Source organism: Streptomyces sp. NPDC050145 (genome assembly GCF_044460245.1).
In the GTDB taxonomy this organism is placed as follows: Bacteria; Actinomycetota; Actinomycetes; order Streptomycetales; family Streptomycetaceae; genus Streptomyces.
Genome location: NZ_JBITJS010000004.1, coordinates 192,996 through 207,312 on the forward strand (window position 1 = coordinate 192,996; position 14,317 = coordinate 207,312).

The following is a 14,317-nucleotide window of genomic DNA, read 5'->3' on the forward strand; positions in this document are numbered from 1 at the left end:
ACGCCACTCCGTGTGCCGCCTCCGGCGCCCTCGTGCTCGGCCTGCCGGTCTTCGGTCAGGTCGAGCGGGACGGCGCCTTGTCGTCGGAGCGAGGGCACCTTTCGGTGCAGTCGTCGGGCGCACCGCAACCGTGGCTTCGCCGCTTGGCCCGCTGTTCCTCCGTGGCGGCGATCCAGGGCTTGTCCATGAGCTCGGCGCTCGGTGTGGGCAGTCCCAGGGCGGCGCTCAGCAGATGGGCACCGAACAGCGGCGGCACGGCATTCCCCACCTGCTGGGCCTGAGCGGTGCCGGACCAGGGATAGTCGGGCGGGAAGCTCTGCAGCATGCCGGTCTCGTTCATGCTGAAGCGGTCGCCCTCGTAGACGATGTCCTCGTCCAGGTGCTGGAAGACGACGAAGCGAGAGATGCGGCCGGTCACGGTGGTCGCCGGCTGCCGGTCGGTGCGCACGCCGCGGCGACCCGGATGGCCGGAGCTTCCGTAGTTCGAGCGCACGAGGAACGGCGTGGCGCGACCGGGATGCGACCCCGCAGACTTGCCGAGCGCGTCACCCATCGACCTCCAGGCCGGCAGCCTGGCGGGGGCAGCCGAGTCGCCGTCGAGCGTCTCCTGCCGAACCTCCACCTCGGCTTCCTCGACCTCCGGCGCCGAGTCGTGGTTCCACTTCTTGGGCTCGTACGCCCGGTGTGTGGGAGCAGGCAGGGAAGGCCGGCCCAGCCCGACGCGGCGGGCGATGAGCACAGCGCGCTTGCGTGTCTGGGGCACACCGTAGAGCTCAGTGCCCAGGACACCGACGCTGACCTCGTAACGAGTGCCGTCAGGCAGGCCCTGCTCCTGCAGCACCTTCGCGTACTGCTGCCAGAGGGCCACGACCGCCGGCACCTGCTCCAGGACGATGACGTCGTACGGCCGGTGCGAACGGTTCGGGCTCCGGGTGGCCTGGATGGCGTACCGGAGAGGCTCCAGGACCAGGGCCGTACGGGGGTCGCTGAGATTCCCCAGCGCCTTGTCGATGTCCTGGTCCGAGTCGCCGTGCATCAGGCGGTCGATATAGCCCTTCACCTCGTCCAGAGCTGCGCGACCGGCACCGCTGCCCGCCACCGAGTACGTCTGACACGGCGGACCGCCGGCGAGGATGTTGATCTCGGGCGGCAACGACTCGAATCGCTCCCTGCGCACGGCGCTCACATCGGCGTGCAGTGTGTCGAGACCAGCGGCATAACGGGTCAAGCATGCGCTTTTGTCCCATTCGATGCCGAGGCTCGGGACGTCGAGAGCGTGCGCTGCGACGTCGAGTCCGCCCGGGCCGGCGAACAAGTCCAAGACGAAGGGCGTGTCAAGGATGGACTTGTGAGGCGCCGTGCTGGTCATGGTGCCGAATTCTAGCCGGCCGGGAGGCATGCTGGATCCCCCTCGAGCGCATCCGCCACGGCCCGGCCCAGGGCCCGCCCGACGGGCGGTGGCAGAGCGTGCCCGATCTGGCGATACCGCGGAGTCTTGGGGCCGCTGATCGTCCACGACTCGGGGAAGCCCTGGAGGATGGCCGCCTGCTCAGGCGTGATCTTCACCATGTGGTCCCGCCCGAGCTCGGGATCCCAGACGAAGTCCACGTCGGGCACCTCGTTGCCCAGGGTGTGACCGTTGACACCCATGGTCGCCCACTTGTTCTTGGATCCGGTCGGGCCCAGATCGGCTCCGCCGCGGTTCTTGGAGCCGCCGACGAGGGTCGGCGCCGGCCGGTCCGCCTGCGCGGCCCAGCGGGCGGCGTCCGGCCATCCGCGAGTGCTCATCGAATGCACGAGCGCGGCGCCGACCGTCATCGGTTCGTCCACCGTGGGAGCCGGAGGGCGGAACGCGTCGGCGCAGCCGCGCTCGATCGCCACCAGGACTCCCGACCTGCGGTTCTGCGGGACCCCGAAGTCGACGGCGTCAACGACGAACCAGCTGAACTCGTAACCGAGGTGCGCCAGTTCGGCGCGAGCGAAGTCCCGGAACGGCTGGTGGTCGTCCGCGTGGGCAAGACCGGGGACATTCTCGATGAGTACCGCCCGGGGCTTGATCGCATGGGTGAGAAGGACGGTGGCCCGCAGCAGCCGTTCCTCCTCCACGGAATCGGGGCGGCTGATCGTCGCGTTCGACTTCACGCGGGGGAGCCCCGCGGAGAGCAGATCCACGTCGTAGCTCTCGGGGTGCTCGCTCGGGTCGAAGTCCAGGAGATCACTGAGCAGCACGTTCCAGTGCGGACGGTTCGATCTGAGGGTCTCTACGGCGCGCTCGTCGTCGTCGAGGAGAAGGCGGGGCTCGAAGCCGGCCTGCTCCAGGCCGAGCGCGAGACCACCCGCTCCCGCGCAGACATCCACGAAGGTCAGCCCGCCCATGTTCCCCGTCCCCCTGCTCATCGATCGCCGCTCCGCTGCACGACGGCTCTGATCCGCGCCGCCACGTCCTCCGGGTCCTCGTGCTCCCAGAACCGCAGCACGGTCCACCCCGCTGCCGTCAGGTGCTCGGTGGTCTCCCGGTCCCGCGCCATGTTCCTGTCCAGCTTCGTCCGCCACCATTCCGCGTTGGCCTTGGGCTGTGTCGCATGCTGCGGGCAGCCGTGCCAGAAACATCCGTCGATCAGCACGGCGACCTTGGCGCGGGTGAAGGCGATGTCCATCCGGCGCCGGGCCATCCCAGGCACCGGGTACTCGACCCGGTAGCGCAGTCCGGTCGCGTGCAGCAGCCTTCGCACCGCCAGCTCGGCCTCGGTGTCCTTGCTGGCCTGCTTCTTCATACGGGCTGACACGTCGGGTGAGGAGGGCTTCATCTCGGTCACGACGGTCGAGCCTCACACATGGGAGTCGTCGCGGTCGATGATCGCCGCGTCGCTCCGACCCGAGTCGACGGCGCGGAAGCGCACCAGAGGACGCCCGCCGGTCGCCGTCGAGGTCGGGGCGACGAAGGCGAACGCCATGACGAGGTCCGACGGATCGATCGAGCCGTCGGGCGCGATCCGAGGCTCCGACTCCACCACCGGGTACAGCACCAGCGCGCCCCGGCGCGGCCGGACGTTCTGCTCGACCGTCGCGTTCCCTGTCAGGTGCGAGGCGCCCGCCAGCCGCATCGCGGCGGCCACATGACGCGGCTCGCGGACAGCGCCGAACAGGGCCCCGCGACGTCGGTTCCTTCGGGCCAGGGAGAAGGGGCCGTGGCCCAGGATCCGGGCCTCGCGCCGTCGGGCGGACGTCTGCATCGGCGCGACCACGAACCAGTCGTCGATCGTGCCGTCCCCCTGCGTGGCGCCCAGCAGGAACTCCAGATGGGGCGAGAATCGTTCTGGCGCCGACCAGCGCAGGTCGCACAGCACGTTCAGCAGCTGTTCGTGTGAGACGGTGCCCACCCGTGCGCTGTACTGCGGGCCGCCGTCCAGGCCCAGCGACACAGGGGTCTCGGCGAGCGATCCGAGCACCGGAGCCCAGCACTGAGCGTTGTGGCGCAGGGCCACGGGCTCCTCCGGGTACGCCGTCGGTTCCTCCCAGACACCCGGCGTCCGAACCTCCACCAGTTCCGCGTTGAACATCTTGTTCGGCGCCGACGGTCGGACCCACGGCAGGTGCTGCGAGACCAGGGGCGGCACCTGGGCCGGCGTCAACTGGGGCTTACCATCGACGAGTTCGGCGTAGCGGGACAACTGCTCACGGAAGAGCTCCTCGTCGCGGCAGATCGCCTCGAACGCCTCGTACAGGTCGGCCGTCTGGTCCCGCCCGTAGGTCTCCTCGCGTCCGATGTACAGGCGGACCAGGTTCTGGTAGCCGGGCCGGAAGCCGAACCAGCGGCCCATCTGCATGAGGGTGTCGGCCTGTCGGGTCGTGCGCCGGTAGTACGTGACCGTCAGCCCTTCGACCGTGAACCCGCGGGACAGCTTGGTGCCGCCGACGAGGATCTTCCAGACCGGGGCAGGCCCGTTGAAGTCGAGGTCGAGCTGGTCGAAGTAGCGGTCGGAGTCGCCGTTGACGACGATCACCGGGCGGCCTCCGGAGGCGATGCGTCGGCGGGCCTCGCTCAGGTACTCGCGCAGCTCGTCGTACGTGCCCGGGGTCGGCAGGCCGGGGGCCTGTGCCGCCGACACGGGGGCGAAGTCCCGTTCGTACAGGGCTGCCAGACGTGCGTGGCCGGCGGAGGAGGCGTGGCCCGACTCGTGCCACATCGTGTTGATGCGCAGCGCCAGCTCGGCGTGGTCGTCCGTCCTGACCGACTCGTGCACCAGCATCGTGTGGTGGCGGAACGGGCCGGAGGCGACACCGTGGTCGGCGCGGTACAGCTTCAGCGCGCCCGTCAGGAGGAACGCGTCGAGCGCCTCCTGCAGGCGGTCGTCCCCGTCGGACTCCGCGTAGATGCCCCGTACGTGCGCCTTCTCCTTGGAGTTGGTGACGTCCCGCTCGTCGTGCGGGACCGGGTTGTCCAGGTCGTGGAAGTCCTGGACGCCCATGTACCCGACCGGGCGGGGGAGTGAGATCAGGAAGTCCGAGGGGAAGATGTCCTCGCCGTCGGCCGGGTCCACGAAGACGTTCGCGAACGGCGTCGCCGTGTAGCCGACGTACTGGGCACGCGGGAGCAGCGCGAGGAGCTGTGAGATCTGGGAGTTGATCGCAGTGCGCTCCGTGCTGCCGGCCTCCCACTTCTTCGGGTTCGACGTGTTCACCGAGGCCTGGTCGGACTCGTCGTCGATGATCAGCGTCGGGATCTCGCCGAGCAGCGACTTGATCTGCTTCAGGTCCTTGACCAGCTTGCTGAGCACAGCCTTGTTCTTCTTCACGACCATGACGCGGGCCGCGGCACGGTGCAGGTTCACGGGATGGCTCAGCGGGAAGGCGGGGTCGCTCTTCTCGTACTCCAGGGCCCGGATGCCCGTAGCGAGGGACTTGTAGTCGTTGTCTCGGGTGGTGAGGCGCTCGATGTCGAACGCGCCGCGCAGGGAGGGACGGCCGCCGTGCGACACGAACTTCGGCCAGTCCGGGTCGTCGTCGCCCACGTAGTCGACGCCGACGAGCGAATCCATGTCGTCAGGGTCGGCGCCGCGCAGGATGTTCTCCTGGCCGATCAGTTCCATGTCGATGCGGCGCTGGGTCTGGGCGCGCAGCATGTTGAGGGTGCCGCCGAGGACGATGACCAGGCGGTAGCCGGCGTCGATCGCCTTCGCTGTTACACCGGTGAAGTTGGCGGTCTTGCCGGACTGCACGTAGCCGACGACGAGGCCCTTCGCCTGGCGTGCGGCGGCCTGCTCGGGGTCCGAGAGCCGCTCCACGACGGCCCGGCTCGCCTCGTCGAGGCTCGCGATCGCTTCCGCGGACCACCCCTTGGCGCGGAGCTTCTCCTCGTACGCGCGCCAGTAGAAGGAGCGTGCGGCGGCGCGCTCCGGGGTGTACCAGGGGGCGAACTCCTTGGTGATCACCGTCGGCGCCGGCACCTCGGAGACCGGCGCCGTCGTGTCCAGGACCTTTCGCAGGTCGGCGCCGAGGTGGAGCCTGTCGTACATCGCGTCGCGGCGGGCCCGGGTGCGGGGCGCGAGGCCGTCCGCCCACGCGGCTTCCTGGGCGAAGTCCCAGTCGTTGAGGTGGCGGCTCCACAGGGCGGCGAGCTGGTCGTCCCCGCCGACCAGACGCGCCCGGAAGGTGTCCTCGCCGAGATCCTCGTCAGGATGCTCCTCGTCGGCGACGAACGCCGCGAACTTGCCGAAGTGACGAGGCGTGTCCCCCATCCCGGCCAGCGTGTTCGTGTGGATCTGCAGGAGCGGGTCTTCGGTGGTCATCGTGGCTGTGGCTCTCTCGGCGGGGTGGAAGGTGATCACGCTCGGCGGCGGCCGGTCAGCTGTCCGGTCGCATGCGCCGTTCCCGCTGGGCTCGGACCGACGCCAGCAGGATGGTGTTCCAGTAGTCGATCCGGTCCTGCCGGGCCCGCTCCCAGCGGCCGAGGCCGAAGCAGTCCTCGAGGAGCAGGTAGAGCAGGGTCTTGGTGACCGGCGCGTCGTTCGAGCCGCCTCGGCGGCCGTCGTTGAAGTCCTCGCGGTACGTCTTGTTGAGGAGAACGGCGTTGGACTCCCGGTCCAGGGCGAAGAAGACGTCGTCGGCCAGCGTCGTCCACGTGAACGCGATGGGGTCCTCGCCCGGCTTCTCCGCCAGCTCCTCCTTGATGACCCGCTTGATCGCCGGGTCGAGGCCCTTGCCGGGCGGAGTCACCGCCTTGCGGACGATCTCGGAGCGCTTCGAACCGTCGCGGTACGCGGTCTCGGCGGCGGTGAGGAACTCCAGGAAGGTGGCGCCCTGCCCGTCCGCCGCCTTGTCCACGGCCGAGGTGAAGGCGGGAGTGACGGTGACGCCCTCCTTCTTCACGTCGAGGCTGAAGACGCTGTTCGTCACCAGCGGCAGATCGACGGCGACGCGGGCCAGCACGAGGTGGCTCTCGGCGCTGCGCAGGTTGTTCCAGCCGCCCGCCTGGACAAGCCGGTCGTTGCGGTAGAAGTAGAAGCCCTGCCGCTCGGCCAGCGAACCGATCTGGCGGAATCCCGCCTGCTTCGACTTGGCCGGCCACACGTGCGCGGTGAGCGTGAGGTCCCCGACGCCGGGGACGGGGGCCGTGAACGTACGCGGATAGCCCTTGCTGCCCGGCACCTTGTAGCCGAACGGGTTCAGCGGCTCGACGGCGATGTGGTCGACCTCCTCGCCGAATCCCGCGCCGGCGCCGGTCACGTCCCACACGGCGATGTCCAGTTGCAGGCCGCGCTGCAGGAACCGGTGGAGATACAGGCCGAGATGGGTCTCCAGACGCGCTATGGCCTTCGACAGGAACGCCTCGCTGTGCCCGCGCGCGACCGTCTCGAACGCGCGCACCCCGTCCCAGCGGACGACCGTGCCCTGCCATTCGATGACGCCGTCGTAGCGGTCCACCATGTCCTGCGCGTACCGCTGGTCGACGGTGTCGCAGCGGAACGAGTCCTCGATGCCCTCGGCGGTCAGCCTCCGCCCCGCGGCCCGGCTGCGCTTGGTGCGGCTGATCACGGTCAGCGCCGAGGCGTTGGAAAGGGACGCTGCCTTCAGACCGGTGCCGTACATGCCGAGCGCGCCGTCGCCGTAGTCCCGCCGGCGGCCGACGGTCATCGCGGCGTCCAGCCCGGCGTCGTCCATGCCGCGGCCGTTGTCGATGATCAGCAGGGTCAGGATGCGGTCGGCGTCGCGCAGGAAGTGCACGACCACCTTGTCCGCCCCGGCGTCGATCGAGTTGTCGATCAGGTCGGCGACGGCCACCTCGAACCCGTAGCCCTGATTGGTCAGCGCCTTGCCGTAGCCGGCGTCCGGCGGCAGGTGGGTGGATCCGGTGGTCGGTACCTCGTACTGCCACGCCTCGCCGGCGGCCCCGGTCTCGTACGCCATGTAGTTCCTCGTGCACACAGGGTCGGGTCCTGCGTGGGGGGAATGCGGCCCGACGGTCTTCGATCAGCACGTGCGACGGTACTGCAAAGGGCTTTAACGGTGTACCAAACGCTCCCGGCGGGGCGCGGGGGTGTGGGGTTCCGGCCATGATGCGGGGCGTTGGTGCGGCGCCCGCCCCGGGTTCAGGCCGTCGCGGCGGTGATCCCTCGCTGGCTCAGCCGTTGGGTGATGCTCCCCAACTGGAGGCCTGTGTCCAGGTGTTCGCGAGGAGGCAGCGGATCCGGGTGACCGAGGACTGATGGGTTCGTTCGCCTGCCGTAGGTTGGGCGACGTGAGTGCGAGGGGGCGGAGAGGGTACCGGTACGTCGGGTCGGCCGAGCTGAAGGCTGCTGTCCGGCCGGGTGGTGGCGGGTGCCGGATCGGCTCCGCGGTCGAGTTCGGTGCGTGGATCGCCGGTCGGTCGGCGGAGGAGCTGGCCGAACCGTTCACCTTCGTAGTCGGCGTCGACGGGGCGCTGCGGCTGGCGCCGCGCCGGAGTGAGCACGTGGCCTGCGCCGGTGGGGGTGCGGTGTTGAGCGCCGGTGAGATCGGATTCGTACGGGAGGCGGACTGGTGGGTCGTCGGCGAGGTCAGCAACCAGTCGACCGGGTACTGCCCCGACGTCGGCTCCTGGCCGGACGTCGCGCGTGCCCTGGACGACGTAGGGCTGGTAGGGCCCGCAGGATTCACCCACGAGGTGGTGTTCCGTCGGTGTCCCGGTTGCCAGGAGCACAACATCGTGCGCGAGGACGACTTCGTCTGCGTCTTCTGCGGGGGTGAGCTGCCGGAGGCGTGGAACGTGGATCCTGGCGTGTGATCGCCCTACACGGAATCCGAGTACAGGCACCCTTGCGTCTTCGCCCTGACGACCTTGACTCCCTCGTACGGCTTGTAGTCCTTGTTGCAGTTCAGGTAGAGGTAGCCGGCCCGCAGAAGGGTGTCGTTGAACTTCTTCCGTTCGTCCGTTCCGGGGGCGCTTTCGTTCAATTCGAGAAGGTATCCACGGCCGTAGAATCGGGAGCCCCCGCCCAGGTCGTTCGTCTTGTTGAACGCCTCGTGCCGGGAGACGTCGAGCATGGTGATTTCTACGGGTCCGACGTCCGTTGTGCACACACCCGTACCTCTCAGCCCTTGCGACTTGTCGATGCTGTCGATCGGCCGGTCGTCGAAGCGGATGAAGCGGTCGCACGATCCCAGCAGCCTTCTGACCTGGGCCGCCGCGTCGTCGACGGTGGCGGCGACCGGCATGGCGAGGGCCCCGGTGGAGCTGCTTCCCTTCGCTCCCTGTACGGGGGTGGTGTCATCCGCGTCGGCCGCCGACGGCTCACCCTTCCCGAGCAGCGCGTAGCCTCCGTACCCGGAAAGCAGAAGTACGGCCAGGGCGATGGCGCCTAGGGAGAAGCGGGCCTTCTTTGTGTTGTTGATGGTCATGGGGCCGACGGAGAAGTGACTCCGGCGCATGTCGCCGACCTTGACGTTCGTGAACGAGTGCTTGCCTCCCACCGTCCGTTCGTCGCCCTGATGCGAGACGGTGAGAATCGGCTGGAGCTTTTCTTCCAGGCGGTGAGCGAATTCCTCGTCGGCGGAGACGGCCTCGGTGAGCGCCACGCGGAGCGCGGCCTGATGGTCAGGGGTCGGCTCGCTCTCGCATCGCGCCAACGCCTGGTTCTCGGCCGTGGAGCCGGCGCGCCCGAGCCTGTCTCTGACGAGCTCCGAGACACCGGCAGCCGTGCCGGCGAGCACGCCGTCCCCGGCGAGCGCCCCCGTGACCGCGCCGAACATGACCTGGACCGCCGCCGAAGCGATCTCCCGAGGCTGCATCGCTTGATTCCTCTCGTCGCACTCCTCGGCCTGCGGGCGCCGGAGCCATGGGTGGTGCGGTGATGTGCCGACCGTCGAGCGGACGCGGAAGCCCCCTCTCCGTGCGTGTGTCGGCCGTTGCCGATGCGGGCGCGCCGGAGGTGTCCCCCGTGGTGTCCCCCGTAGGGGCTTCCGCTCCACCGACGGTAGGGACGTGAGGGGGCCGCGCCCACGCCTGTACGCGCACGGAGGTCGCCCGTACGCGCAGACCGGCGTGGGCGAACGGTGGTTCACTGGAATCGGGTGAGTCTTGGGCAGGGGGACGAGGCGTGGAACGACACCAGGGTGCCGACGGGAACGGAAACGGGAACGGGCTCGGGCATGCGCCGGAACGTCGGCGCGGGGTGTCGGGGCGCGGAGTCATCGGCTGCGTCGAGGAGTTGCAGACGGCGGCGTCCAGACTGCTGCTTCCCCTCCAGGTGACCGCCAAGGAGGGGCGGCCGTTCCGGGCGCGGGTCGACGCGGTCGAGGGGCGTCTCGTACGCGCCGGCCTGGTGCGGTCGACCCCGCACACCGTGTGCAGGGCGAAGCGGGTCATGTCCTCGAGCGACCCGGACCTGTTCAAGGTCACGCTGCACCGGCAGGGCGGTGCGCTCGTGACGCAGGACGGTGTGCAGCGGCCGGTCGCCGCGGGTGAACTGCTGGTCCTCGACACGAGCCGGGCCTACACCATGGTGCTTCCCGAGCAGTGCGACGTCGTCGTGTTCAGCGTGCCGCGCGGTCTCTTCGGCCCGCACGCCCGCGCGGTGACCATACGCAGCGGGTGCGCCATCGCCGTGGACGCGGGGGCGATGGCGTTGTGCGCGGCCGTGCTCTCCGCGATGGGCGACAACATGGGGGCCCTCACCGCGCCGCGCGCCGCCCTGTCCATGACCGACTCCCTGACGGGGCTGCTCGTGAGCGCGCTCGCCGAGGTGCCGCCCGAGCGGGTCGAACTGCCCGGGCTGTCGATGCTCGACCGCATCAAGGCGTACGCCGTCGCCAATATCGGGGACGAGTGCCTGAGCGGCACGGCTGTGGCCCGGGCCCACCACATGTCGCTGCGCTCGCTCCAGCAGGTCTTCAAGGAGGAGGGGGAGACGTTCACGGGGTGGCTGCGGGCGGAGCGGCTCGAGCGGATCCGCCTGGACCTCGGGGACCCGGGCCACCGAGCCACATCGGCGGTCGACATCGCGAAGGGCTGGGGTATCCGCGACACGGGGCATCTGTCGCGTCTGCTGAGGGAACGGCTCGGTGTGACGGTGGCGGAGCTTCGGGAGGGCGGGGGCGGGGCTGGGGGTGAGGGCGAGGGGCTTGAGGGCGGTGCGGGCTCTTGACCCCGCCTGCCATGAGGGTCTCTGCGCAGCTGTGCGCGTTCCGTCTCGATCCGGCCGCATGTTTCGGCCCGCTCGTCATCGGCGGGCTCGTCATCTGCTTCACGGACTGCTCGCAGGACATCGTCGACGCCAAGGTCGGTGACTGCGTCCGGATCGAGGACGACGGCAACGGCAGCGCCTACGTGCAGCCCTGCGAATTCACGATCCCCTGGGACAAGGCGTACGACGTGGTCGGCGTGGGTTCCACCTTCTGCCCCTACGAGATGAGGGTCGAGACGAACGACGAAGGGACGAAGTCCACCCGCCTGTGCCTGAAGGAGAGGCAGGACAACTGACCTGCTCCGCGAGCGGGGAAATATGCCCAGGTCCGAACGTGATCAGTGACGTAGCATCAACTGTCGTTCTGTTATTGCTACTTAGAGCTGATGGAGATGCACTATGTCGGAGCGACCTGATGGCGGCAGGAGCCGGCGGTCGTTCGTCGATGAGGTCGTGCAGAGCGTCGCTCCCGACGCCGCTGATGCCGATCGGAGTACGCGGAACCGGAAGATATACCTGCGGGTGGGCTGGCTCGTGGCCAGTTCCGTCGTGCTGTTCCTTGTGACCAAGGGGGTCGACTGGGTCTTCTCGGAGCATGATGCCAAGGTCGCCAGTGAGGCCGACGACAAGGTCGACCGGGACGGGCCCGCGTTCACCGCGAGCGTCAAGGCGGACACGGAGTACACCGAAGCGTCGCTCTACGATGCCCCTTTCACGGATGCGGAGAAGGCGCAGGTCGTCGGGCCGCCCAAGGACCTTAGGCCGTTCGCCAAGGCGCACCATGCCCGAGGGGTGTACCTGTCCGACGTCTGGCATCCCTTGATGCGTTCGCCGTGGTGGGGCTACTCCCAGGCGTGGTTGGTGGACATCATCAGCGACCGCAAGGCCGCGCTCGTCATCAACGGCATGCGGGCGAAGGGCGTGCAGTGCACGCCGGCCAAGGCCGACACTGTCATCGTCTCCCGAGGTGAGGGCGACGGGGGGTACGAGGGCATGTTGTTCGACCTCACGCGCTCGGCGGACGTTCCCCTGATCACCGGCAGCGAGAGCCCCGACTACGGCAAGCCGTACTTCGCCCACAAGAAGATCGACCTCGGCAACGGGGCCTCGCCCGGCGGGCTGCGCGTGCAGGTGACGTCCGGGACGAAGGACTGCACCTGGAAGGCGTTCGAGGTCACGTACGCGGACGCCGACGGGACCCACACCCAGGAGATCACCGACAACGGGAAGCCGTTCTCCGTGCACGGCATCGCGGAGCACCCCGCGCAGATGTACCAGTTCACCACTCAGGAGATTCGGGAGTGCGTGCCGGCGGCGCGCGGGCGGATGGACTGTCCCGAGGGCTGAGGGCTGAGGGCTGAGGGTTGGGGAGTGGGCGTCGAGAGGTCGGGCGGCGCGTCAGTCGTCCATCGCCGTCGTCGCCACGTACCCGACCGGGGCCGACAGGAACAGGAAGACCCAGTCCCGGTCCTGCGCCTCCAGTTTGAAGACCTTCGCCGCCTCGCTGGTGTGCTCGGTCAGGAGGGTCCAGGCGTCGCTGAAGTCGCCGCCGAGCGGGGTGACGGCGATCAGGCTGATGCCGAGCAGCGTGCCCAGGTACGTGCCGAGCGGGACGGCTATCGCGCAGGTCAGGCCGACCGTCTGGCTGCCCTTGCTCTGGCTGCCCGCTGCCGCCCCGGTGATCGCGGCGATCACCAGGGCGCCCCAGGTGATCAGCTCACCCTGGTCCTTCACGACGTACGCCCAGGCCACGGAGAGCCCGATCGTCAGTCCGATCACGATGAGTACGCCGGTGCCCTCGGTGTCGTTCCCTGACTCGCTCATCCCGTCCCCCTCGCGATGCGCCCGCGCGCCAAGGCTGGGCGCGCGGATTTCATGGTGACGGTCAGTCAGCTCGTTGAACAGAGTGCGATCTGGTCGGCAACCACCTGCGCTACCTGCCCCTCCTATCGGTCAGGGCGTGACCGATCGCGATGGGGGCCGATGTGAAGGCGCGAGTGTGGGTGGCGGTTGTTGTCGTCGGGCTGCTGGTGGGGGGGGGTGTTCCGGTGGTGGGGGCGTGGAGAAGGAGGGGCGGCCGGAGGGGCGGGCGTCGCACCAGCGGGACGGTGCCGAAGCTGACGCTGGTGCGGGGCAGGGTGGTCCGGGGGGACGGTGACCGAGGCGCCGGAGTTGGAGGTGGGGCAGGACGTGCTCGCGCAGGTCGCCTCGGTGCGGGGGAGCCGGGTCGTCGAACTGGACGGTGGGATAAGGAAGTCGAGGAAGCGGCCTCTGTCGATCATGGTGAACTGCCAGGGCAGGGGCGCGCTGAAAGTGACCGTGCGGCCGATCGGGATGAAGTTCCCGCTGGCCTGCACGGAGGGCAGGGTCCAGAGCGCGTACAACCAGATCGAGGTCGCCGAGACGCACGACGAGGCTTCCGTAAAGGTCGTGGGGGCCTCCGGCGTGCGGTGGTCCATGGCGGTCGGGTGGTGAGCGGCGACAGGGAGGGACGTGGGACATGGGTCGGGCAGAGGTGTTGCTCATCGGCGGTCGCGCCGGGGTTGGGAAGACGACCGTGGGGTGGGAGGTGTCGGCACTGCTGCGGGGGGCCTCCGTGGCGCACTGCGTGATCGAGGGGGACTTCATGGCGCAGGTGCATCCCGCCCCCGAAGGGGACCCGCGACGCCGGCGGATCGCCGAGCGCAATCTCGCGGCCCTGTGGGCGAACTACGCCGAGCTCGGGTACCGCCGCCTCGTCTATACGCACACCGTGAGCGTCCTCGCGGAGGGCGAGGCCATGTTCCGGCGTGTGATGGGCGACGAGGTCAGGGTCGTACGGGTGCTGCTCACCGCATCGGACGAGACGGCCCGGGCGCGCCTCGCGGGCCGGGAGATCGGCTCCGAGCTGGAGGACGAGCTGAGGAGCAGCGCGCGCAAGGCGCGGATGCTGGACGAGCGGGTGCCCGCGGACACGGTGCGGGTGGCGACCGACGGGCGGTCCGTCGGCGAGATCGCCGGGGATGTGCTCAGCGCCGCCAAGTGGGTTGATGCGGAGGGGAGTTAGGTGACTGCCCGGTCCTGCTGCGGCGGACCGTTGGATCCAGCCAATGCGGCACGTTTTCGAGCCCCGATGTTCGCGCCTCAACTCCCGCAAATTTAACGGCTGTTAACTTCTGACGTCTCGGCGATCATGACCAGGTCCCGAGAGTTTTGGCCAAACGGGAGGAAGCAAGTGAATCGCACGTTCGCAGTCGGAGCGCTGACAGTCGGGTTGTTCTTCGCGGGTGTGGGGGCCGCGGTAGCCGGAAGTTCTGGTGACGTCGAGGCGACTGCCTCGTGGCACAAGATCTCCACGCGCAAGAGCAGTGGCGTCTCGTTCCACTCGGGCCAGTACAAGTGGGAGGCCCCCGGGGCCAAGCACGGGGCCTTCCACTGGAAGGGCTGGCTGAAGGACACCAGCTCGGGCGACGGGCACAACGTCTACGTCCAGGTGAAGGCGGAGGGCCACGACTGGAACCGCTTCAACGGCAAGCAGAAGAAGTCCGTCTGGAAGGACTACCTCGTGTGGGCCCCGGCCGATCGCTACACGGACGACGCGCGGATACGCGCCTGCCGTGACCGCGGCTCGTTCCACCCGGACAACTGCTCGCCGACCAAGCACTACCAGCGCTGAC

14 protein-coding genes are annotated in these 14,317 nt (G+C 69.1%); 7 read left to right on the forward strand and 7 right to left on the reverse strand.

Going from position 1 to position 14,317, the window contains the following annotated elements; all coding sequences use genetic code 11:
- Positions 1 to 55: 55 nt before the first annotated feature.
- From ACIBTU_RS10170 to ACIBTU_RS10190, 5 genes are read right to left on the reverse strand one after another with little or no spacing between them, the layout of a single operon-like run.
- Positions 56 to 1,369 carry a DNA cytosine methyltransferase gene (locus ACIBTU_RS10170; RefSeq protein ID WP_399125537.1) on the reverse strand — a complete coding sequence of 438 codons (1,314 nt, stop codon included), beginning with the start codon at positions 1,367 to 1,369 and terminating at the stop codon, positions 56 to 58.
- An 11-nt stretch (positions 1,370 to 1,380) separates the two neighbouring features.
- Positions 1,381 to 2,376: a DNA cytosine methyltransferase gene (locus ACIBTU_RS10175; protein ID WP_399125792.1), complete on the reverse strand. Its 996-nt coding sequence runs from the start codon at positions 2,374 to 2,376 to the stop codon at positions 1,381 to 1,383.
- A gap of 17 nt (positions 2,377 to 2,393) precedes the next feature.
- Positions 2,394 to 2,807 (reverse strand): very short patch repair endonuclease, encoded by a 414-nt coding sequence (locus tag ACIBTU_RS10180; protein ID WP_399125793.1) that lies wholly within the window; start codon positions 2,805 to 2,807, stop codon positions 2,394 to 2,396.
- Positions 2,808 to 2,828: 21 nt separating this feature from the next.
- A complete protein-coding gene (locus tag ACIBTU_RS10185) occupies positions 2,829 to 5,789 on the reverse strand; it encodes a Z1 domain-containing protein (protein WP_399125538.1) in 2,961 nt (986 codons plus the stop codon).
- 55 nt (positions 5,790 to 5,844) lie between these two features.
- Entirely contained in the window at positions 5,845 to 7,407 is a 1,563-nt protein-coding gene (locus ACIBTU_RS10190) for an ATP-binding protein (protein WP_399125539.1), read from the reverse strand.
- Positions 7,408 to 7,705: 298 nt separating this feature from the next.
- Between ACIBTU_RS10190 and ACIBTU_RS10195 the strand changes: the two genes are divergently transcribed.
- On the forward strand, positions 7,706 to 8,263 hold the full coding sequence (locus tag ACIBTU_RS10195) for a hypothetical protein (protein ID WP_399125541.1): 558 nt from the start codon (positions 7,706 to 7,708) through the stop codon (positions 8,261 to 8,263).
- A 5-nt stretch (positions 8,264 to 8,268) separates the two neighbouring features.
- On the opposite strand, the gene ACIBTU_RS10200 is transcribed toward ACIBTU_RS10195, so the two are convergent.
- The gene (locus ACIBTU_RS10200) at positions 8,269 to 9,228 is read right to left on the reverse strand and encodes a hypothetical protein (protein WP_399125543.1); all 960 of its coding nucleotides are present in this window, start codon (positions 9,226 to 9,228) and stop codon (positions 8,269 to 8,271) included.
- 347 nt (positions 9,229 to 9,575) lie between these two features.
- Here ACIBTU_RS10200 and ACIBTU_RS10205 point away from each other — a divergent pair, with 347 nt between their 5' ends.
- The 3 genes from ACIBTU_RS10205 to ACIBTU_RS10215 all read left to right on the forward strand — a co-directional run bounded on the left by ACIBTU_RS10205 (position 9,576) and on the right by ACIBTU_RS10215 (position 12,008).
- The gene (locus ACIBTU_RS10205) at positions 9,576 to 10,622 is read left to right on the forward strand and encodes a helix-turn-helix domain-containing protein (protein WP_399125544.1); all 1,047 of its coding nucleotides are present in this window, start codon (positions 9,576 to 9,578) and stop codon (positions 10,620 to 10,622) included.
- A gap of 11 nt (positions 10,623 to 10,633) precedes the next feature.
- Entirely contained in the window at positions 10,634 to 10,957 is a 324-nt protein-coding gene (locus tag ACIBTU_RS10210; protein WP_399125545.1) for a hypothetical protein, read from the forward strand.
- 238 nt (positions 10,958 to 11,195) lie between these two features.
- The gene (locus ACIBTU_RS10215; protein WP_399125546.1) at positions 11,196 to 12,008 is read left to right on the forward strand and encodes a hypothetical protein; all 813 of its coding nucleotides are present in this window, start codon (positions 11,196 to 11,198) and stop codon (positions 12,006 to 12,008) included.
- Between the two features lie 51 nt (positions 12,009 to 12,059).
- On the opposite strand, the gene ACIBTU_RS10220 is transcribed toward ACIBTU_RS10215, so the two are convergent.
- Positions 12,060 to 12,485, reverse strand: coding sequence for a hypothetical protein (locus tag ACIBTU_RS10220; protein ID WP_399125547.1), 426 nt, complete (start codon positions 12,483 to 12,485; stop codon positions 12,060 to 12,062).
- A gap of 330 nt (positions 12,486 to 12,815) precedes the next feature.
- Between ACIBTU_RS10220 and ACIBTU_RS10225 the strand changes: the two genes are divergently transcribed.
- From ACIBTU_RS10225 to ACIBTU_RS10235, 3 genes are all read left to right on the forward strand, one after another.
- Entirely contained in the window at positions 12,816 to 13,136 is a 321-nt protein-coding gene (locus ACIBTU_RS10225; RefSeq protein ID WP_399125548.1) for a hypothetical protein, read from the forward strand.
- 25 nt (positions 13,137 to 13,161) lie between these two features.
- Complete coding sequence (locus ACIBTU_RS10230; protein WP_399125549.1) at positions 13,162 to 13,707, forward strand: AAA family ATPase; 546 nt, start codon at positions 13,162 to 13,164, stop codon at positions 13,705 to 13,707.
- A gap of 168 nt (positions 13,708 to 13,875) precedes the next feature.
- Entirely contained in the window at positions 13,876 to 14,316 is a 441-nt protein-coding gene (locus tag ACIBTU_RS10235; RefSeq protein ID WP_399125550.1) for a hypothetical protein, read from the forward strand.
- Position 14,317 lies beyond the last annotated feature (1 nt).